Source organism: Thiocapsa sp., assembly GCF_011390875.1.
Lineage (GTDB): Bacteria > Pseudomonadota > Gammaproteobacteria > Chromatiales > Chromatiaceae > Thiocapsa.
Window position 1 is genome coordinate 1 of sequence record NZ_JAABRP010000051.1, and the last position, 20,554, is coordinate 20,554.

The 20,554-nt window shown below is 62.9% G+C and carries 19 protein-coding genes and 1 pseudogene; 16 read left to right on the forward strand and 4 right to left on the reverse strand.

What is annotated here, in order from left to right:
- Both GPT33_RS05835 and GPT33_RS05840 read right to left on the reverse strand, forming a co-directional pair.
- Positions 1-384 (reverse strand): annotated as a pseudogene (locus tag GPT33_RS05835) (hypothetical protein); the annotation flags it as partial.
- A 68-nt stretch (positions 385-452) separates the two neighbouring features.
- Complete coding sequence (locus GPT33_RS05840) at positions 453-1,001, reverse strand: Smr/MutS family protein (protein ID WP_296806377.1); 549 nt, start codon at positions 999-1,001, stop codon at positions 453-455.
- A gap of 425 nt (positions 1,002-1,426) precedes the next feature.
- Between GPT33_RS05840 and surE the strand changes: the two genes are divergently transcribed.
- The 13 genes from surE (at position 1,427) to ccoS (ending at position 14,031) form a co-directional block, all read left to right on the forward strand.
- Entirely contained in the window at positions 1,427-2,176 is a 750-nt protein-coding gene (surE, locus tag GPT33_RS05845; RefSeq protein ID WP_296806378.1) for a 5'/3'-nucleotidase SurE, read from the forward strand.
- 29 nt (positions 2,177-2,205) lie between these two features.
- Positions 2,206-2,838 carry a protein-L-isoaspartate(D-aspartate) O-methyltransferase gene (locus tag GPT33_RS05850; protein ID WP_296806400.1) on the forward strand — a complete coding sequence of 211 codons (633 nt, stop codon included), beginning with the start codon at positions 2,206-2,208 and terminating at the stop codon, positions 2,836-2,838.
- A gap of 16 nt (positions 2,839-2,854) precedes the next feature.
- Positions 2,855-3,775 carry a peptidoglycan DD-metalloendopeptidase family protein gene (locus tag GPT33_RS05855; RefSeq protein WP_296806379.1) on the forward strand — a complete coding sequence of 307 codons (921 nt, stop codon included), beginning with the start codon at positions 2,855-2,857 and terminating at the stop codon, positions 3,773-3,775.
- Between the two features lie 30 nt (positions 3,776-3,805).
- Complete coding sequence (gene rpoS / locus GPT33_RS05860; RefSeq protein WP_296806380.1) at positions 3,806-4,831, forward strand: RNA polymerase sigma factor RpoS; 1,026 nt, start codon at positions 3,806-3,808, stop codon at positions 4,829-4,831.
- Between the two features lie 227 nt (positions 4,832-5,058).
- Positions 5,059-6,492 carry a cytochrome-c oxidase, cbb3-type subunit I gene (gene ccoN / locus GPT33_RS05865; protein WP_296806381.1) on the forward strand — a complete coding sequence of 478 codons (1,434 nt, stop codon included), beginning with the start codon at positions 5,059-5,061 and terminating at the stop codon, positions 6,490-6,492.
- A gap of 18 nt (positions 6,493-6,510) precedes the next feature.
- The gene (ccoO, locus tag GPT33_RS05870; RefSeq protein ID WP_296806382.1) at positions 6,511-7,257 is read left to right on the forward strand and encodes a cytochrome-c oxidase, cbb3-type subunit II; all 747 of its coding nucleotides are present in this window, start codon (positions 6,511-6,513) and stop codon (positions 7,255-7,257) included.
- Positions 7,250-7,465 (forward strand): cbb3-type cytochrome c oxidase subunit 3, encoded by a 216-nt coding sequence (locus tag GPT33_RS05875; RefSeq protein WP_120797393.1) that lies wholly within the window; start codon positions 7,250-7,252, stop codon positions 7,463-7,465. The genes ccoO and GPT33_RS05875 overlap by 8 nt, the downstream gene beginning before the upstream one ends.
- Positions 7,452-8,366 (forward strand): cytochrome-c oxidase, cbb3-type subunit III, encoded by a 915-nt coding sequence (gene ccoP, locus GPT33_RS05880; protein WP_296806383.1) that lies wholly within the window; start codon positions 7,452-7,454, stop codon positions 8,364-8,366. Before GPT33_RS05875 ends, ccoP begins: the two co-directional genes overlap by 14 nt.
- Positions 8,367-8,443: 77 nt before the next feature.
- Positions 8,444-8,590, forward strand: coding sequence for a hypothetical protein (locus GPT33_RS05885; protein WP_296806384.1), 147 nt, complete (start codon positions 8,444-8,446; stop codon positions 8,588-8,590).
- A gap of 352 nt (positions 8,591-8,942) precedes the next feature.
- On the forward strand, positions 8,943-10,373 hold the full coding sequence (gene ccoG / locus GPT33_RS05890; RefSeq protein WP_296806385.1) for a cytochrome c oxidase accessory protein CcoG: 1,431 nt from the start codon (positions 8,943-8,945) through the stop codon (positions 10,371-10,373).
- A gap of 105 nt (positions 10,374-10,478) precedes the next feature.
- Positions 10,479-11,003, forward strand: coding sequence for a FixH family protein (locus GPT33_RS05895; RefSeq protein ID WP_296806386.1), 525 nt, complete (start codon positions 10,479-10,481; stop codon positions 11,001-11,003).
- A gap of 19 nt (positions 11,004-11,022) precedes the next feature.
- A complete protein-coding gene (locus GPT33_RS05900) occupies positions 11,023-13,563 on the forward strand; it encodes a heavy metal translocating P-type ATPase (protein ID WP_296806387.1) in 2,541 nt (846 codons plus the stop codon).
- A 234-nt stretch (positions 13,564-13,797) separates the two neighbouring features.
- Complete coding sequence (ccoS, locus tag GPT33_RS05905; RefSeq protein WP_296806388.1) at positions 13,798-14,031, forward strand: cbb3-type cytochrome oxidase assembly protein CcoS; 234 nt, start codon at positions 13,798-13,800, stop codon at positions 14,029-14,031.
- A gap of 183 nt (positions 14,032-14,214) precedes the next feature.
- Here ccoS and GPT33_RS05910 read toward each other — a convergent pair whose 3' ends face one another.
- Positions 14,215-14,775: a carbonate dehydratase gene (locus GPT33_RS05910; protein WP_296806389.1), complete on the reverse strand. Its 561-nt coding sequence runs from the start codon at positions 14,773-14,775 to the stop codon at positions 14,215-14,217.
- Between the two features lie 485 nt (positions 14,776-15,260).
- Entirely contained in the window at positions 15,261-16,895 is a 1,635-nt protein-coding gene (locus GPT33_RS05915) for an alpha-D-glucose phosphate-specific phosphoglucomutase (protein WP_296806401.1), read from the reverse strand.
- A gap of 305 nt (positions 16,896-17,200) precedes the next feature.
- Between GPT33_RS05915 and htpG the strand changes: the two genes are divergently transcribed.
- From htpG to trxA, 3 genes are all read left to right on the forward strand, one after another.
- Positions 17,201-19,120, forward strand: coding sequence for a molecular chaperone HtpG (gene htpG / locus GPT33_RS05920; protein WP_296806390.1), 1,920 nt, complete (start codon positions 17,201-17,203; stop codon positions 19,118-19,120).
- A gap of 198 nt (positions 19,121-19,318) precedes the next feature.
- Positions 19,319-19,978 (forward strand): adenylate kinase, encoded by a 660-nt coding sequence (gene adk, locus GPT33_RS05925; protein ID WP_296806391.1) that lies wholly within the window; start codon positions 19,319-19,321, stop codon positions 19,976-19,978.
- A gap of 180 nt (positions 19,979-20,158) precedes the next feature.
- Positions 20,159-20,542, forward strand: coding sequence for a thioredoxin (trxA, locus tag GPT33_RS05930; protein ID WP_296806392.1), 384 nt, complete (start codon positions 20,159-20,161; stop codon positions 20,540-20,542).
- Positions 20,543-20,554: the final 12 nt, after the last annotated feature.

Genomic DNA, 20,554 nt, shown 5'->3' on the forward strand with positions numbered 1-20,554 from the left:
AGCATTCGCGGCGCCGCGGAAGTCGAGCTCGGAGAGCTTGCGGTAGAAGCTGCCGGAGAACTGCGGGGCCCACTCCGGTGCGGTTTGGCTCGGCGCGCCGGGGAGCGTATCGACGAGCTTCGAGCCCGGCCGCACGGGGCGCTCGGGCGTTGCGGAGAAGCCGGCAACACCGGTGTAGGCGAATATGCCGTAGGATCCATCCGCGCCGTAGCTCCCCGTATGGCTCAGGGTCGACTCGCCGAGGCTCAGGCCGGCGAGCGGGAGGTTCTGATAGGCGAGACCCAAAATCGGACCGTCCGCAGCGTGCACGGTCATCATCGCGAGAGCCCATAAGAAGGCGGCCATGAGTCGAGCCTGCGTTCTGCGCGAGACGGGGCTGTTCATGCGGGGTGACCGCGCTCGGCCGCCTCGGGCAGCGCACCGGTGGGTCGGGGCGATTTGTCGTCAGGCGCTCAGGGCATTCGGCTCGATTTGTTCGGGTTGCGCAGCAGGACATAGACGGCACCGGTGCCGCCGTCGCGGCGCGTGGCCGAGCAGAAGGCCAACACCTCCTCGTAGAGGCGCAGCCAGTAGTTGACCTTTTGCTTGAGCACCGGCTGTCGTTCGGCGGAGCGAAAACCCTTGCCGTGGACGATGAGAGCACAGCGAATGTGGCGTCGACTGCATTCGGCAAGGAACTCGGCGAGGAGCGTACGCGCCTGTTCGGCATGGAGTCCGTGCAGGTCGAGCTCGAGTCCGACCGCGATCCCGCCGCGCTGCAGCTCCGCCATCAGGCGTCGCTGGACACCTGGGCGGGCGAAGAGGAGAAACTCGTGCGTCTCGACCTCGGATTCGGACAACCGAGGGACGCCTGCCTCCTCGGGCAGCGCAACGGGGCGTGGGCGCGGGATCGGCGGCGGTTTGCGCCGGTCGTGCTCGATCCGATCGTGTCGAACCGGCTCGGCGTCCTGGACATGCTCGCGAAACAATGCCAAATCAGATTCTTGGATTTGTTTCTTCATGTCTCGACAGGGTATCGTTGCGCTTTGGCGGAAGGTGCCGCCCGTATGTCCGGCAGAGGACAGCACGAGGAGGCGAAAGTCCGCATGCACCATCACGCCGGCATCCGCCGGGTCGGTCTCGTGGTCTCGCGTCGAGCCGTCTTCCGGCCTCGCAGTATAGCAGCGCTGTTCGGCCGAGGCGCTCGGCGTGCTCTTGGTCAAGAATGGGTTTTTACAGACGCGGTATTGAACCGCGTCCAGAGCGAGAAGCTAACTTTCGAGTGAGCTCGACGTTTGGTGAATCCACGGCCTTTAACGTGTACGCGGTTTAATATGATTTATCGTTTAATTTCTTAAACCGCGCCGGCTCCAGCGGTCGTCGCGTCGGCCGCAGCCGATCCCATCCAAAAACATCGCATACCGCGCTGGGCGCGGTTTAGGACGACATGAAGATTCTCGTGAGCAACGACGACGGTTATCAGTCCCCCGGGTTGGTCAAGCTTGCCGACGCCCTTTCCGCGCTCGGGGAGGTCCTCGTCGTGGCGCCCGAGCGTGACCGCAGCGGTGCCAGCAACTCTTTGACGTTGGATGTTCCGCTGCGGGCGACCCGGACGGCGAACGGTTACATCCGTGTCGACGGAACGCCGACGGATTGCGTCCACCTGGCATTGACCGGTTTGGTGGATGTCGACCCCGATATCGTGGTAGCCGGGATCAATCACGGTCCGAATCTCGGTGACGACGTGCTCTATTCCGGGACCGTTGCGGCGGCCACCGAGGGGCGGTTTCTCGGCCTGCCCGCGATCGCCGTATCGATGTATGCGCATGAGCCGCAGCACCTGGAAACCGGCGCGGCCGTTGCGGTCGAGTTGGTCACCCGATTGCGCGCGGCACCGCTCGAGTCCACCATCATCCTGAACGTCAACGTACCGGACGTTCCTTACGAGCAGATCAAGGGCTTCGTCGCGACCCGTTTGGGACATCGGCACAAGGCGGAGGCCGTCGTCCCGGCATTGGACCCGCGCGGGCGTCGCATCTACTGGGTGGGGCCCGCCGGTCCGGAGCAGGACGCCGGACCCGGCACGGATTTTTTCGCCGTGCGCAACGGCTTCGTGTCGATCACCCCCTTGCAGGTGGATCTGACGCGACACAGTGCCTTGGAGTCCGTTCGCCAATGGTTGGATGCGAGCCCTTGAGCGCCGGGTCTATCCACCAAGGGATCGGGATGACCTCGCAGCGCACCCGCGCTCGCCTGATCCAGCGTCTGGAAGAGGCGGGTATCAGGATGCCCGAGCTGCTCGATGTGATCCGGCGATTGCCGCGCCATCTGTTCGTCGACGAGGCGTTGGCGAGCCGGGCCTACGAGGACTCGGCGCTGCCGATCGGGCATGGCCAAACCATCTCTCAGCCCTACACGGTCGCGCGGATGACGCAGGCGTTGATGGAGTCGGCCAAGCCCGATACCGTGCTCGAGATCGGCACCGGCTCCGGGTTTCAGACGGCCGTTCTGGCGTCGCTGGTGCGCCGAGTCTACAGCGTGGAGCGGATCGGGGCCTTGCTCGAGCGCGCCCGGGATCGACTGCGTCTGCTTGAGTATCGAAATATCCGTTTTCGCCATAACGACGGTGCTCTGGGTTGGCCCGAGTATGCGCCATTCGACGGCATACTGGTCACGGCAGCGCCGCGCGGAGTGCCGCGGGCGCTCGCCGAGCAACTTGCGCCAGGGGGCGTCATGATCCTGCCCATGTGGGACGGCGAGGCTCAGGTGCTGCTGCGGGTCACGCGCACGTCACAGGGCTTTGAGCAGGAGGTTCTCGAGTCGGTCAGTTTCGTACCCCTGGTTTCGGGGATAGGTTAAGAATAAGGAGACTCGGATGCTCGTTATGGAGCAGACCCATGAGTCGTCGATGGGCGGACGGTCGCTCTCGGCGGCCAATGATGCCCGTGTCGTGGACATTTTGCGGCATCTTACGATGCTCGTGATCGGCTTCTGTGGGCTTGGCCTCTGTGTGATCTTCCTGCTCGGGGGGTGCGCCTCGAAAGCGCCGGCGCCTGTCGGGGGATGGGATTGGGTCGGTCCGGCTCCGGACGGCTACTATCTCATCCGCAGAGGCGACACGCTCAGCGAGGTCGCAACTCGGCACGGCGTGGGTGTTCGCACGCTCGCGGGCTGGAATGGCCTGGAGTCGCCCTACTCGATCTATGCCGGTCGGCTTCTTCGGATCGAGCCCCCCGACGGCTCGCCCGCGCCACAACCGTCCGCGGCGCCGAGCAGTCCGACAGTGGTCGCTGCACCTGCGCCCGCAAACCCTGCACCCGCAGCGAGTCCGCCCCGGGCGTCCAGCGCAGAGCCCGCTTCGCGCGAGGTGCCTCCAAGTAAGGCAGTCCGCTCTGCCGGCAGCCCGGCCGCGGCCTCCGGCGTCGCTTGGGCGTGGCCGCTCAAGGGGTCGCTCGCGCAGACATTCAGCGACGGTGACCGCACGCGTCAAGGGATCCGCATCCGCGGGCGCGCGGGCGGGCAGGCAACAGCCGCGGCCGACGGTCAAGTGGTCTACAGCGGTGGTGGACTCAAAGGGTACGGCAACCTTATCATCATCAAACATAACGACAAATATCTGAGCGCTTACGGATTCAATCGCAGGCTGCTCGCCGCCGAGGGGGATCGGGTCAAGCGCGGACAAGCGATTGCGGAGGTAGGGCAAGCGGTCGAGGGGGGCAGCTACCTCCTGCATTTCGAGATCCGCCGAGACGGCACGGCCGTCGACCCACTACTCTATCTGCCTCCGCGAACGTAAACGCGTCCGACCCGACGGAGGAAGATGTGGATGTCAAGTGCCGATCCTCTTGAGCCCAAGGTCGATGTTCCCGATCTCGCCGCGGACCTCGACGGGGAGATACTGCTCGACGGCGAGGACTCCGAGCCGACCGACGACGATATCGACGTGGCCGAGTCAGACCCCGTCGAGCCCGAGCCAGCAGCGATCGAGCCCTCGCCCGAGCGTTTCAGCTCGGGCGAGGGCGATTTCGATGCGACGCGTCTGTACCTGAACGAGATCGGAGAATCCAAGCTCCTGACCGCGGAGGAAGAGATCAGTCTCGCGCGGGCCGCTCAGAGCGGCGACAATGCCGCGCGCCAGCGTATGATTGTCTGCAACCTCCGATTGGTCGTGAAGATCGCTCGGCGCTATCTGAATCGCGGCTTGCCCCTTTTGGATCTGATCGAAGAGGGCAACCTCGGGCTGATCCGAGCGGTGGAGAAATTCGATCCGGAGCGGGGGTTCCGCTTCTCGACCTATGCCACCTGGTGGATCCGCCAGACGATCGAGCGGGCGATCATGAACCAGACGCGGACCGTGCGTCTGCCGATTCATGTCGTGAAGGAAATCAACATCTATCTCAAGGCGGCACGCAAGCTCTCGCAGCGCCTTGATCACGAACCCACCACCGAGGACATCGCCGTCCTGCTCGACAAGCCGATCGGCGAGGTCAAGCGAATGCTCGGGCTGAACGAGCGAATCGCCTCGGTGGATACGCCCTACAGCAAGGATGCCGACAAGCCGCTGGTCGATATGCTCCAGGACGAGGCCGCCGACGATCCCGCCGACCGCATCCAGGACACCGACATTCAGGCCAATCTCGAACACTGGCTCGGTAAACTCAACGCCAAACAGCGCGAGGTCGTGGAGCGTCGCTTCGGTCTGCACGGCTACGAAAACTCCACCCTGGAGAACGTCGCCCAGGAATTGGGTGTGACCCGCGAACGGGTGCGCCAAATCCAGATGGATGCGTTGCGGCGGCTTCGCGATATCTTGGAAAAAGAAGGGTTTTCGATCGACGCTTTTTTTAAGTGATACCGTTCGTCCGGATGTCCAAATCCCCTGCTCGGACCTGATCCAGATCAATGACTGTTGCGGTATATCCCATATGGATCAGGTCGGATGCCCTGCTCCTATGTTGACTTTCCGACTCTGATCCAGTGATATGATCTGCGCACTGTCGCCCGATGGAGCGACATCACGAGACGGCTGGATCGCCTTATAATCCTTGTTGTTTTCCCGACGTTTTCTGGGAGGGTCTAATGGAAGCCAGTCTGGAACGGAAGTACAACTTCGACGTTGTACGCTGGTTCACGATTATGGCCGTCGTCTACCTGGTGGTGGGCGCGTCTGTCGGGGTCTATATCGCAGCGGAGCTGGCTTGGCCGGCACTGAATTTCGATAGCCCTTATCTGTCGTTCGGGCGTCTGCGCCCGCTCCATACCAACGCCGTCATCTTCGCCTTCGGCGGCTGTACCCTGATGGCCACCGCCTTCTATACCGTCCAACGCACCTGCGGCGCACGCCTGTGGAGCGATAAGATGGCGTGGTTTACTTTTTGGGGTTGGAACCTGGTTATCGTTCTGGCCGTCATCACCCTCCCGCTGGGTCTGACCCAGTCGAAGGAATACGCCGAGCTTGAATGGCCGGTCGACATTCTCATCGCCGTGGTGTGGCTGTCGTTTACCATCAACTTCGTGATGACGATCGCCAATCGGAAGTCCTCGCACATCTACGTGTCGAACTGGTTCTTCCTCGGCATGATGATCATGATCGTCTATCTGCACGTGGTGAACAGCCTGGCCATCCCGGTCGGACTCTTCAAATCCTATTCGATCTTCTCGGGCGTGCAGGACGCCATGATCCAGTGGTGGTGGGGACATAATGCGGTCGGGTTTTACCTGACCGCCGGATTCCTCGGGATCATGTATTATTTCGTACCCAAGCAGGCCGGGCGCCCGATCTACTCCTACCGTCTCTCGGTCATTCATTTTTGGGCCTTGATGTTCGGCTATGTCTGGCTCGGTGCGCATCATCTGCAATACACCGCCCTGCCCGATTGGACCGGTTCGCTCGGAGCCGCGGTCTCCATCGCGATGATCATCCCCTCCTGGGGCGGCGCCGTGAACGGCATGATGACCCTCTCGGGCGCCTGGGATCGGTTGCGGACCGACTATGTTCTGCGTTTCCTGATCATTGCACTCGCCTTCTACGCCATGTCGACCTTCGAAGGCCCGGTCATGTCGTTGAAGACCGTCAACGCACTGTCCCATTACACGGACTGGACCATCGGTCACGTGCATTCCGGTGCACTGGGCTGGGTTGCGGGTATCTCGATCGGTGCGATCTACCACCTCATGACGCGGCTTTATCACACCGAGATGTTCTCGGTGCGACTGATCAACTTCCACTTCTGGACGGCGACGATCGGGACCGTGATCTATATCGTGGCTATGTGGGTCTCGGGAATCATGCAGGGTCTGATGTGGCGTGCCTATGACGAGTACGGCACTCTGGCCTACACCTTCGTTGAATCCGTGGACGCGATGCACCCCTACTACGCCATGCGAACGGTCGGTGGTGCGATCTTCCTGCTCGGCGCCGTCGTGATGCTCTTCAACATCTTGATGACCGTGCGTAAGTCGTTGTCCGAAGGCAGCCTGAGCAAGGCTCGCGCCTTGCCGGCGCCGGCATGATCTCCGGAGTAGCATCTCATGGCCGATAAAAAGACGAAGCCGAAGTCCTTTCAGGAATGGATGGAAGTCAACATTTGGGGCCTACTTATCGTGACGGCACTGGTGCTGTCCGTGGGTGGGTTGGTCGAGATCGTCCCGCTCTTCTATATGAAGAACACGATGGAGCATCACACCTATCCGGAGATCGTGTGGGACAAAGCCGGAAAAGAGCCGATCGTGACGGTCGACGAGGCCGGTCAGCAGCAATGGAACTGGAAGGCGGGTGAGGGGATGCGTCCCTATACGGCGCTTGAGCTGGCCGGGCGTGATGTCTACCAGAGCAATGGTTGTTACCTCTGTCACTCGCAGATGATTCGTCCCTTCCGTGACGAGCGCGAGCGCTACGGCCATTACTCGCTGGCATCCGAGTCCATGTTCGATCACCCCTTCCAATGGGGATCGAAGCGGACGGGCCCGGATCTGGCGCGTGTGGGCGGCAAGTATTCCGACGAATGGCAGCGTCAGCATATGCGTGCACCGCGTTCCCTGGTTCCGGAGTCGGTGATGCCGGGCTATCCCTGGCTGGACGAGAATTATCTCAGCGGCAAGAAGATGCAGCGGCACATGCGCGGGATGCGCACGGTGGGGGTGCCCTATTCGGATGCCGATATCGAGGCCGCACCTGCTCTCGTGGAAGGAAAGACCGAAATGGATGCGCTGGTGACCTATCTCCAGGTCCTCGGCACGATGGTCGCTCTCGACGAGTCCAAGACCTACCGTGAGTAGCCTCAGCGACTACTTCCAGACGGATTGGCAGGCGATGACGACGAACGATTGGATCGGCACGATCCTCACCGTCGTCATCTTCCTGCTGATGGTCGGTGCCTACTTCTACGTCTTTCGTCCCAAGAACCGGGAAAAGCTCGAAGCCATGAAACACATCCCGTTCGAAGAGGACAACGAGAACACCGGAGACCCGCATGGCCGAAAATAACCCCTTTCCCGGCGAGAACAATACCGGGCACGTCTGGGACGACAACCTTCGGGAGCTGGCGAATCCGCCTCCGCGGTGGTGGATGCTCGGATTTTGGGCGTCCATCCTCTTCGTCATCGTCTATACGATCCTCTATCCGAGCTGGCCGGTCGGTCAGCAGGCGACACCTGGACTCCTAGGGTGGACGCAGATTCAGGAATACGAGCAAGGTGTCGCTCAGGTCGACGCCAAGCGCGGTCCGTTCGAAGAGCAGATCAGTCAGATGACCGCCGAGGAGATTATTGCCGACCCGGGCCTGCTGCAGTACACGCTGGCATCGGCCAAGGTGCTGTTCGGGGATTATTGTTCTGCCTGCCATGGGAGCGGCGGGCAAGGCAATCCGAGCTATCCGGTCTTGGCGGATGACGATTGGCTCTACGGCGGCTCGATCGCGAAAATCAAGGAGTCGATCACCAACGGGCGTAAGGGCGCCATGACCGCCCACGCGACCATCCTGACTCCGCAGGAGATCGATGCGCTGGCGCACTGGGTCGTCGAGATGACCGAGGGCGGCGAAGGCAGTGCCGAGGGCTGGGAGCTGTATCGTGCCAAAGGCTGCAACGCCTGCCACGGCGAAAAGGCCAACGGCGTGCTCGCAGAGCTGCCGGGCGGAGAGATCGTGAGTGTCGGTGCGGCAAATCTCACCGACAGCATCTGGCGCTTCGAGCCGGGCGGTTTCGAGAGCGCACGTCACACGATCATGTATGGCGTCAACCAGCCCGGCATTCCCGAGACGCGAGATGCGGTGATGCCGGCTTTCGGATCGGTCGCGAAGGTCGACGATGTCGAGGTTCGAAAACTCGACGATCAGGACATCAAAAAGCTCGGCATCTATGTTCACCAACTCGGCGGGGGCGGGTGAGCCCAGCGGGATGACCTGAGGGCCGGTGTCGGTACACCGGCCTGCAAGCAACGAGGAATTCAAGGGAGGAGATCGACATGACCGGAGGACTGACGTGGGACTTCGTGACCTGGATGTCGCTCGCGATGGTCGTCATCGCTATCTTCATCATCGTATTCCTGGTCTACAAGGTCATCACCTTGATGAATCGGGATGCGGAGGCGCATAAGAACAACGAGCATTGACGGCGTCGGACGTCGTGTCATGTCATCGAGGGGGGATCTGAGATCCCCCTTTTTTTGTGCCGTAAATGGCTTTCGAATCAACTGGTTGCGCTTGCGAAAACGCATGGCCAAAACGTCGCGGGAGGCGTAAGCTGATTCGTTTACGGAAGTGATGATCGGGTGATCTCAACCGGGTGATCTCTAACGGGCCGACGTCGTTTTCGGGCAGATCAGTCCGACCGGTTCGGTCCCCGGGGCGTCCTCGGGTAGGCCACACCTGCGTCGCTTCCCTCTTGCGCGCCATCACGATGCGCCTGAACTGCAATGCCCGAGCGCGCCTGTCGTAACCTTGACCCCGTCGTGGAGATGGTCAGTGAGCACGAATCCTGTGGCAACCCAAACCGCCGTTGACGACCTCTATGCCGAGGCCGAGCATTGGCATGTCAATACCGGCGGGGAGACGATCCACGCCAAGCGTCTTGCAGGACGTTGGCGCACCATCAAATGGGCGGCCGCGTCGGTCTGGTTGATCTATTTCCTGGGTCCTTACCTGCGTTGGGACGGCCGGCAGGCGGTCTTGTTCGATATCCCGAATCGGCAGTATCACATCTTCGGCGCGACGATCCTCCCGCAGGACTTCTGGATGCTGTCGCTGTTGCTGTTGTTCTTTGCCATCCTGCTTGCCGTTGCGACGGCGTTGGTCGGACGTGTCTGGTGCGGTTATTTCTGCTTCCAGACCGTGTGGACCGACGTCTACACCTGGATCGAGGAGAAGCTCGAAGGCAGTCCGCCGCAGCGCCGGAAGCTCGACAAGGCGCCTATGTCGTTGAGCAAGTTCCGGATCAAGGCGACCAAGCATGCCCTCTGGCTGTTGATCGGCTTTATCACGGGTTTCAGCTTCGTGGCCTGGTTTACCGATGCACCCACGCTGTGGGGCAGCTTCTTTGCCGGCGAGTCCGGACCGGTAGCCTACATCACGGTGGCGCTCTTCACCGTCGGGACCTACGGGCTTGCCGGCTTCATGCGGGAGCAGACCTGTTTCTGGCTCTGCCCCTATGCGCGCATCCAAGGTGTCATGCTCGACAAGACGACCATCGTGCCGACCTACGATGTCGAGCGCGGCGAGCCGCGCGGTCGCGTGAAACGCGGCGAAACCGGTGAAACGCGCACGGGCGGCGACTGTGTGGACTGCAACCAGTGCGTCGCCGTCTGTCCGACCGGTGTCGATATCCGCAACGGGCAGCAGGAAGGCTGCATCACCTGTGCGCTCTGTCTCGATGCCTGCGACCAGGTGATGGACAAGGTCGGGCGTCCGCGTGGACTGATCCGCTATTCCTCGCTCGACGAGCTCGAAGGACTACCCGCCAAGAAACTCTTGCTGCGTCCGCGTGTCTGGGTGTACGCGGCCATCATGAGCGTCGCGTTGGCCGGGATCCTTTACGGTTTCTCGACCTTGGCGGCCATCGACCTCAAGGTCCTTCACGAGCGTGCGCCGCTGTATGTGCGGCTCAGCGACGGATCCATCCAGAATAAATACACACTGAAGATCCTCAACAAGATGCCCGAGGAGCTCGCCGTGCGGATCAGCGTGACCGGGCCCGACGGCTTGGTGCTGATGGGTGCGGACGAGCCGGTCGTGGCACCGCCGGGTGGAGTGACCCCCGCCGTCGTCTTCGTCAAGGTGCCGAAGCGTTCACTCGACAGCGAACAGCACCCCGTTCAGTTTCACGTCGAAGCGGCCCGACCGTCCGGTGCCGTGGTCGAGGCCGACCGGGAAAGCGTCTTCATCGGTCCGCGTCGCTAGGCAGGTCCGATCGATCGAAAGCCGACGCCTGTGTCGGCCCTCTCGAAGCGGTTCCCGGGCAGCCCCGGAAATGGCATCCAAGAAATATCGAGGCAATGCAAAGCGATGAGCTCGACGACTCACACCACGGAAACGCCCTCCAAACCGACCCCGGCGCTGCGCAGCCCATGGGTTCTGGCCTGGATCGGCCTGCTCGTCACGGTGCTGGCCGTGAATTTGACCTTCGTGATTCTTGCGATCCGAACCAACCCCGGACTGGTCAACGCAAACTACTACGAGCGAGGTCAGGACTACGAGCAGACCATGGTCTCGCGCCTCGCCCGCGATCCCGGCTGGCTGATGCGTGCGGACATCCCTCAGCCGCTGACGGCCGGTGCGGAAGAGTCGATTCGCCTGGTCTTGGTCGACCGGTCCGGGCAGCCCGTCGATGTCGATCAGGCGACGTTTTACGCTTACCGGCCGTCCGATGTCTCGCGCGATTTCGCCCTACCGATGATTCGCGAGGCCAAGGGACGTTATCTGGTGGAGACATCCTTTCCGCTGATCGGCGTCTGGGACATCCTGATCGCCGCGAAGACCGGCGAGGACGAATACAGCGTCGGCGAGCGTGTCAACGTCGCTCGTCCCTGATGTCCGGACGACTCCGGGTTTGAGTCCGGAGTCGGAGGCGCAGTCGGATGCGTTCTCGAGCCGAGCGCGCTGCTTTCACTGCGGTTTGCCGGTTGCCGAATCCGCACGCGAGACGGCTGTGGTGGGCGGTCGGGAACGTAACTTCTGCTGCACCGGCTGTAAGTCGGTCTGCGAGGCGATCTTCGCTGCCGGACTCGAGGGTTTCTACAAGCGCACGCCGGAGGGCGAGATCTTCGGCCCGCCTCCCGAGCCGCCGAAGGACTTGGCCGTCTTCGATCTCGATGCCGTGCAGGAGGAGTTCACCGACACCGCCGGCGAGTCCCGCGAGATTAACCTCTTGGTCGAGGGCATCCATTGCGCGGCCTGTGTCTGGCTGATCGAGAAGGGTCTCTGCGCCATGCCGGGGGTCGAGGAGGCTCGCGTCAATCTGACCGGCCGGCGGCTGCGCGTGCGCTGGGACAATGGGCGCCTGAAGCTCTCCAGGATCCTGCGCCGACTCGCCGATCTCGGCTATGCCGCAGCGCCCTTCGATCCCGAATCCGCCGAGGGTGCGATCGGTCGCGAGAACCGCGCCATGCTCTACCGCATGGCCTGGGCCGGGTTCGCGATGATGAACCTCATGTGGATCTCGATCGCGCTCTATGCCGGCGCCGATCAAGGCGAGTTCCGCGGTCTCTTTCAATGGCTCGGTTTCTTGATCGCCACGCCCACGCTCCTGTATTCGGGCGCGCCCTTTTTCCGCGGGGCCTGGTCCGGTCTGCGCTCGGGTCATCTGAGCATGGACCTGCCGATCGCGATCGGCGTGACGACCACCTACGTCTACTCGCTCTATGTCACCCTCGGCATCTCGCGTATCGGCGACGTCTACTGGGATACCGTCGTCAATTTTCTCTTCGTCATCCTGGTCGGGCGCTATCTCGAGGCGATCTCGCGCCGTAAGGCGGTGGCATCGTCTCAACGGCTGCTCGATCTGCAGCCGAAGGTCGCGACCCGCCTGGACGGAGATAGCGGCGAGAGCGAGTCGGTCGTTCCCGTGCGCGCACTCAAGCTCGGCGAGCGCGTGCTGGTGCGTCCCGGCGAGCGCATCCCGGTCGACGGCGTGGTGATCTCGGGCGGCAGCGGGGTGGATGAGTCCATGCTGACCGGCGAATCGCGACCGGTCGCCAAGACGCTCGGCGATCAGGTCGTTGCGGGCACCATCAACGGAGCCGGTGTCCTGACCGTGCGGATCGGTGCGCTGCTGCGCGAAACCGCGCTGGGTCGCATCATCCGACTGGTCGAGGACGCCCAAGCCAGCAAGGCGCCGATTCAGCGGCTTGCCGACCGGATCGTGCCCTGGTTCGTCGCGGCAACGCTCGGTTTGGCGACCCTGACCTTCCTGATCTGGATGCAAGTGGATGTCGAGGTCGCGGTCATGGCGGCGACGGCCGTGCTCATCATCACCTGTCCTTGTGCCTTCGGCATGGCCACGCCCATGGCGGTGGCCGTAGCGACCGGGCTTGCCGCCTCGCGCGGCATCCTGGTCAAAAACGGTGCCGTGCTCGAGCGCCTCTCCTCGATCGATCATGTCGTCTTCGATAAGACCGGGACACTGACCCTCGGACGGCCGACCGTGATCGGGCTCGCGAGCGCGCCCGGCCGGTGGCGTCAACTCGACGGACCGCATGATCTGGCGCCCGAGGAGCGCGATGTCCTCGCAGGGCTCCAAGCCCTCGAACGGCTCTCCGAGCATCCGATCGCCGCGGCGATCTTGGACCTTTGCGAGCGTGCCGAGATCGGCCGCATTGCCGCTTTGGTGGATGCCGTCGAGGTCGCGCCCGGACTCGGGATCAAAGGGCACATCGAGGGCGTGGAGATTCTCGCTGGCTCGCGGGAATGGTTGACCCGCAACGGCGTGCAGCCTTGGCCCGACGGTGACGAGCAGTCCGCAGGTACCTCGGGTCTTGTCCATTGCGCGCGGGCCGGCCGAGAGGTGCTGCGGCTCGGCGTCGCCGATCCGCTGCGTCCGGATGCCGCACGCGTGATCGCGCGGATGCGCGAGCGCGGGATCCGGGTGACGCTGCTGACCGGCGATCGCCGCGAAACGGCCGAGGCGATCGCAGTCCAGCTCGGAGGCGGGGTCGAGGTTATCGCCGAGGTGATGCCCGAAGACAAGGATCGCGTGATCGCCGAGCTGCAGCGTGGCGGCCGTCGGGTCGCCATGGTCGGCGACGGGGTGAACGACGCGCCTGCTTTGGTGCGGGCCGACGTCGGCATCGCCATGGGGAGCGGGACCGATGTCTCGATCGCCAGCGCGGACATCGTGCTCATGTCCAGCGAGCTCGGGCGTGTGGAGGAGGCCGCCCGACTGTCGCGACGCACCCTTCGGACCATCCGCCAAAACATCGGCATTTCGGTGGTTTACAATCTCATCATGGTCCCGCTGGCGATGGCCGCGGTCATCACGCCACTGATCGCCGCCATTTCGATGCCCCTCAGCTCCCTGGCGGTCATCGGCAACTCGGCGCGGATTCGTGCGGTCTTCAAGCCGCGGGACGATGGCGAGCCGCGCGCGCCGTGACCCGAGCGGGCGCTTAAACCGCGCCCCACGCAGTATGCGATGTTTTTGGATGGGATCGGCCCCGGCAGATTTGACGACCGCTGGAGCCGGCGCGGTTTAAGAGATTAAAAAAGATATGATTGTAAATCGCGTCCCCGCTAGGGGCGGTGGATGCGCCAAGCGCCGAACTCACTTGAAAGTGAGCATCTCGCTCTGGACGCGGTTTAATGGCATAAAGTGGAGGTTCGAGCGAAGATGGACGTCATCTACGGCCTGATCCCCGGAATGCTGGTCCTTGGACTCGCTGCGGTCGCCGTGCTCTTCTGGGCGACCCGAACCGGTCAATACGACGACCTGGACGGCGACGGTCGCCGCATCCTCATGGACGAAGACGCTGAGGACGGAGACCCGCGGCGGGCGCCCCCGATGGACGCCGAGCCCGATCTGAATCCCGTCGCGAGTGATCCAACTAAACCCCGTCGCGAGTGATCCGCTGGGTGAGATGCGCCATCGACGCCGTGCCGATTAAAGAGTTCGGTAGACGACGGGATTTAGGAGGCAAAAAACAATAAAAAATAATGACTTAAACTTCGGCATACACCGGCGATCCAGGGGGCTCCGACATCACCGGAGCCTACCGACATCTCAAACCCCAGAGGGCCGAAGTTTAATTCAGAACTCGTTTTGGAGGCGTTTGTATCCCCGGACTAAATCCACATTGGCCCGGATCACGTCCTCGGAGAACTCGCTCGCTTGGGGCGTGACCCGCCGGATGGAGTCCAGATCGGTCGAAGGGCCGATGCGGGTCGTCGAGGGGACGTAGAACTCGGGCGGGAGGTCGCAGCCGTCCACGACGGCATTGTGGCGGACCACGCAGCCGTCCCCGACGCGACAGTTGAAGAGTACGCTGTTGAAACCGATGAATACGCGGTTGCCGACATGGCAGGGGCCGTGGACGATCGAGCGATGGGCGATCGAGGTGTTGCTCCCGATCGTGACCGCCGCGCCCGACTTCGAATGGATGACCACACCGTCCTGGATGTTCGAGTTGGCACCGATCACCACCGGGTCCATTTTACCCTGCGCATCGACCTCATCGGCGCGGATGACGGCGTAGGGCCCCACGAAGACGTTCTCATGGATGATGACCTTCCCGCAGATGATCGCGGTCTTGTCGATGTAAGCGGATTCGTCGATCACCGGCAGATCGCCGGAAGGGTTCTTGCGGATCATTCGGAATGCCTGTTTGGATAAGTCCTTGAACGCGTCGAGCGCGGCGACACCCTGCTCTGCGCCGATGCGAGAGCAGCCCGCGCCGCGGGCGCTTTAAACCGAGCCCGGTGTGGTCTGCGCCATGTGTTGGCGCGGTTTAAACCTAGACCCGGCAGTTGACCGCTTGCTGCCACGTGCAACCGCCAGATGGAATTGGAAATTCCAGCGGCCTGTTCACTCACCCGCCGGGTGATGGCCGCTACGGCCCCTGGAGCACGCCCCGCGCGGCGCCCGGCTGCGTTGCAACTCGTTGTCGTAGAATCACTACGACGCCTCGTCGCGCCTTGCCGGACACCGCGCGGGACGCACTCCAGGGGTCGTTCAACTGCCGGATCTAGGTTAAAGCATTAAAAAAGATTCAATTCTAAACCGCGTCTTACCGAGATCGAGGATGTCTCCAAAGCTAAACGCGACGTGAAAATGACGCATGTCGCTCTGGACGCGGTTTAGGTGACGACGTCGGGCTCGCTGCGCCCGGTCCGTGCCTCGATCTGAGCGAGCTCGCGCGCAATCAGGATCAACGGTTGCATCGCCTCTTGGGTGTCCTGCAGGTGACGCTCGGGATCCGGCTCGAAGAATTCGAGATAGATCCGCAGCGTCGCCCCTTCGGTGCCCGTTCCCGAGAGACGAAAGACAATGCGTGCGCCGCTCTCGAAGCCGATGCGGATACCCTGCCGCTCCGAACGGCTACCGTCGATCGGGTCGGTGTAGGCGAAATCATCCGCGTAGCTCACCGTCTGATCGCCGAGCCGCCGACCGGGCAGGCCGGGGAGCAAAATCCGCAGGTGGTTCACCAGACCTTCCGCCGCGATCGCGTCGACCGCCTCGTAGTCGTGACGGGTGTAGAAGTTGCGGCCGAACCGGCGCCAGTGCTCGGCGAGGATCTCGGCGACCGACTGCTGGCGCACGGCCAGCAGGTTCAGCCAGAAAAGCACGGCCCAGAGCCCGTCCTTCTCGCGGACATGATCCGATCCGGTGCCGAAGCTCTCCTCGCCGCAGAGCGTGATGCGACCGGCGTCGAGCAGATTGCCGAAGAATTTCCAGCCGGTCGGGGTCTCGAAGCACTCCACGCCCAGCTGCTCGGCAACACGATCCGCGGCCTGGCTGGTCGGCATGGAGCGCGCGATGCCGCGGATGCCGGCGCGATAGCCGGGGACCAGGTGCGCATTCGCCGCAAGCACGGCAAGGCTGTCGCTCGGGGTGACGAAGCATTTCTTGCCGAGGATCATGTTGCGGTCGCCGTCGCCGTCCGAGGCGGCACCGAAATCCAGCGCGTCCGGTCCCTCGGTCATGGCCACCAGTTCTTTGGCGTGCGCGAGATTCGGATCCGGATGCCCGCCGCCGAAATCTTCCAGCGCTTCGCCGTTCAGGACGGTGCCCGGTGCCGCGCCCAAGCGCGTCTCGATGATCTCTTTGGCATAGGGTCCGGTCACCGCGTGCATGGCATCGAAGCGCATGCGGAAGATGCCGGAATTAAACAACTGATGGATGGCGTTGAAGTCGAAGAGCGACTCCATCAGCTCGGCGTAATCGCTCACCGGGTCGATGATCTCGACCTCCATGTCGCCGATACGCACCGTGCCGAGCGCGTCCAGATCGGTCGCCGGGCAGTCGAGCGTGCGGTATTCGCGGATCGTTTGGGTTCGCGCGAAGATGGCGTCGGTCACCGATTCCGGCGCAGGTCCGCCCGCCGCGATGTTGAACTTGATGCCGAAGTCGCCGTCCGGGCCGCCCGGGTTGTGGCTTGCCGAGAGGATGATGCCGCCGCGGGTGCGGTACTTGCGGATGACGCAGGAGGCGGCCGGTGTGGAGAGGATTCCGCCACGACCGACCAGCGCGCGTTTGACCCCGTTGGCGGCCGCCATGCGCAGGATGGTTTGGATCGCCTCGCGATTGTAGTAGCGTCCGTCACCGCCGACGACCAGTGTCCCGCCGGCGACATCGGTTTGGGTGTCGAAGATCGCCTGAACGAAGTTTTCCAGATAGTGCGGCTGCCGGAACACCCCGACCTTCTTGCGCAGGCCGGAGGTGCCGGGGCGCTGCCCTTCGAATGGCGTTGTCGCGATCACTTGCGCTTGCATCTTCAACCCCTTGACGTGTATTGACATGGCCGGCCCCGGTCGTTACATGGCCGGATGCGGGCGCGAGGGCGTGTGTCCAATCGGGGCGGGCCAACGGTGTGGGCCGGCAGTGTCGGCGATGCAGTTTCCCGTCCCGAAAGGCGTACTCGCGCGGCATTGTATCGCCGCAAGCCCGTGCGACAATACCGGATCGGCTCGGGCGCGCGCCGCCGAGTCCCCGCGGCGGGTGTCGGGCGGCCGGGTGCGTACTCGGGATACTCCCTTAAATTCAGTTGGATCGAAGAACGATCGAGGTGTTAAAGGCAATGACAGTCGAAGCGCACAAAGAAACACTGGAGTTCAAGGCAGAGGTCAGCCAGGTGCTGGATCTCGTCATCCGGTCGCTGTACTCGAACAAGGAGATCTTTCTGCGCGAGCTGGTCTCCAACGCCTCCGACGCGGCCGAGAAGCTGCGCTTCGAGGCACTCAGCGACGACGGGCTCTACGAAGGCGTGAGTGATCTGCGCATCAGGGTCGAGATCGACAAGGAGGCCGGTACGCTGACCGTGTCGGACAACGGGATCGGGCTCAGCCGCCAGGAGGTGATCGACACCATAGGCAGTATCGCCAGCTCCGGCACGCGCCGATTCGTCGAGGCGCTCTCGGGCGATCAGGCGAAGGACAGCAAGCTGATCGGCCAGTTCGGCGTCGGTTTCTACTCGGCCTTCATCGTCGCGGACAAGGTGACCCTGATTTCGCGTCGCGCCGGTCTCGGCGCCGAGCACGGGGTGCGTTGGGAGTCGGACGGCCGCGGCAGCTTTACCCTGGAGACGCTCGAGAAGCCCGGCCGCGGCACCGACGTCATCCTGCACCTGAAGGAGGAGGAGAAGGAGTTCCTGGATGCCTGGCGTCTGCGCAGCATCATCGGCAAGTTCTCCGACCATCTCGCCCTGCCGGTGGAGATGCGCAAGGAACTGTACGGCGAAGAGGCCGAGAAGGCGAAGGACGAGCCGCCCCAGTACGAGCAGGTCAACCGCGGCACCGCGCTGTGGATGCGCAACAAGTCGGAGATCACGGAGGAGGAATATCACGACTTCTACAAGCACGTTTCGCACGACTTCGACGTCCCGCTCGCCTATGCCCACAACCGGGTCGAGGGGACGAACGAGTACACCACGTTGCTCTTCGTGCCCAAACGTGCACCCTGGGATCTGTGGGAGCGCGACGCCAAGCACGGCGTGAAGCTTTATGTGCGCCGCGTCTTCATCATGGATGAAGCCGATAAGCTGATGCCGCACTATCTGCGCTTCGTCAAGGGTGTGGTCGACTCCGATGACATGCCCTTGAACGTCTCGCGCGAGATCCTCCAGCACAACCGCAAGATCGACACCATCCGCCAGGCCAACACCAAGCGAATCCTCGGACTCCTGGATACCCTGGCCAAGGACGAGCCCGAGAAGTACGGCGAGTTCTGGGACGAGTTCGGGCGTGTGCTCAAGGAAGGTCCGGCCGAGGACTTCGCGAACAAGGAGCGCATCGCCGGCCTGCTGCGCTTCGCCAGCACCCAGAGCGAGAGCGATGCCCAGCGCGAGTCGCTCGATGGCTATCTGGAGCGGATGAAGGAAGGCCAGGACAAGATCTACTACATCACCGCCGACAGCGCTGCGGCGGCGCGTCACAGCCCGCATCTGGAGGTCTTCCGCAAGAAAGGCATCGAGGTGCTGCTGTTGTCCGACCGCGTCGACGAATGGCTGGTCAGCCATCTCACGGAGTACAAGGGCAAGGCGCTGCATTCGGTCGCCAAGGGCGATCTGGATCTCGGCGGATTGGCCGACGCCGAGGAGAAAGAGGCGAAGGAAAAGGCCGCGGCCGAGCACGGCGGTTTACTCGATCGACTCAAGTCCACCTTGGGCGAGCGGGTCGAGTCGGTCCGGCCGAGCACCCGGCTGGTCGACTCCCCGGCCTGTTTGGTCGTCGGCGAGCACGACATGAGTGCCAATCTGGCGCGCGTGCTCAAGGCGGTCGGTCAGAGTGCACCCGAGAGCAAGCCGATCTTGGAGGTCAACATCGGCCATCCGTTGGTCAAGCGCCTGGAGTCCGAGACCCAAGACGATCGCTTTGCCGACCTCGCGCTCATCCTGCTCGATCAGGCGCAGCTCGCCGAAGGCGGGCAGCTCGACGATCCCGCAGCGTTCGTCGGGCGTCTGAACAAATTGATGCTCGGTATGCTGATGTCCGGACGTTGACGGTGAATTCCGCGGCAACGCCGCGTCGATTGCTCGCGCCTGCCGATCTCGGCGGGCGCGACGGTGCCGGGCGGTCGTCGGAGTCGCGTCCGGCCATAAGCCCGGCCGATCCCGCAATGGATTTGTTCTGTGGTCCTGTCGAATCGGACTGTGGCACACTCGGGCGTACCGTTGAAAACATCACTGAGGGAAAGCGAAATGCGCGTCATCCTATTGGGCGGCCCGGGCGCGGGAAAGGGCACGCAGGCTGGATTCATCAAGGAGCACTTCAAGATCCCGCAGATCTCGACCGGCGATATGCTGCGTGCGCACGTCAAGCAGGGGACCGATCTGGGCAAAGCGGCGAAGAAGATCATGGACGAAGGCGGCCTGGTCTCCGACGACATCATCATGGGCATGGTGAAGGCCAGGATCACGGAAGACGACTGCAAGAGCGGCTATCTGTTCGACGGTTTCCCGCGCACCCTCGGCCAAGCGGATGCCTTGAAGGCGGCGGGTGTGGGGATCGACGTGGTGGTCGAGATCGACGTGCCGGACGACGAGATCATCCGCCGCATGTCGGGTCGTCGCGTTCATCCGGCCTCGGGTCGGACCTATCACGTCGTCTTCAATCCGCCCAAAGAGGCCGACAAGGACGACGAGACCGGGGAGCCGCTGATCCAGCGCGACGACGATCGCGAGGACACGGTGAAGGAACGGTTGCGGGTGTATCACGACCAAACCGAGCCGCTGATCGACTACTACTCGACCTGGGCCGAGAAGGGCGGCGATGACGCGCCTCGCTACGCCAAGGTGACCGGGACCGGCTCTGTCGACGGGATTCGCGACGAGATCATCGCGAAGCTCTCCGCACGCTGACGAGTCCGAGCGCGTGTCGGCGACACGCCGCACCCCATGTCGGGTCCGGCCCTACCGGCCCGATCGGGGCGCGGATCTCCGCAATACCCCTGTTTCGAGTCCGTGAAACTGCCGAAGGGCCGGGATTCTGATACCATCGACGGCAACATTTCATCGCCGAATTGATCGCAGGATATCCTTATGGCCGTAATCGAGCTCGACGGGACCAATTTCGAACAAACGATCCAAGACAATGCATTCGTTGTCGTGGACTTCTGGGCACCTTGGTGTGGTCCTTGCCGATCCTTCGCGCCTGTTTACGACAAGGTGTCCGAAGACCTGACCGATGTCGTCTTCGCCAAGATCAACACCGAAGAGCAACAAGAGATCGCGGCTCATTTCCATATCCGCTCGATTCCGACGCTCATGATCTTCCGCGAGCAGATCATCATCTTCTCGCAGCCGGGCGCGCTCCCGGAGAGTCAGTTTCGAGACCTCCTGGCCAAGGCCGGGGAGCTCGATATGCTCGAGGTCAAGCGCCAGATCGCTGAGCAAGCTCAGACCCAGGCATCCGGCAGCGCTTAGCTCGACAGTCGC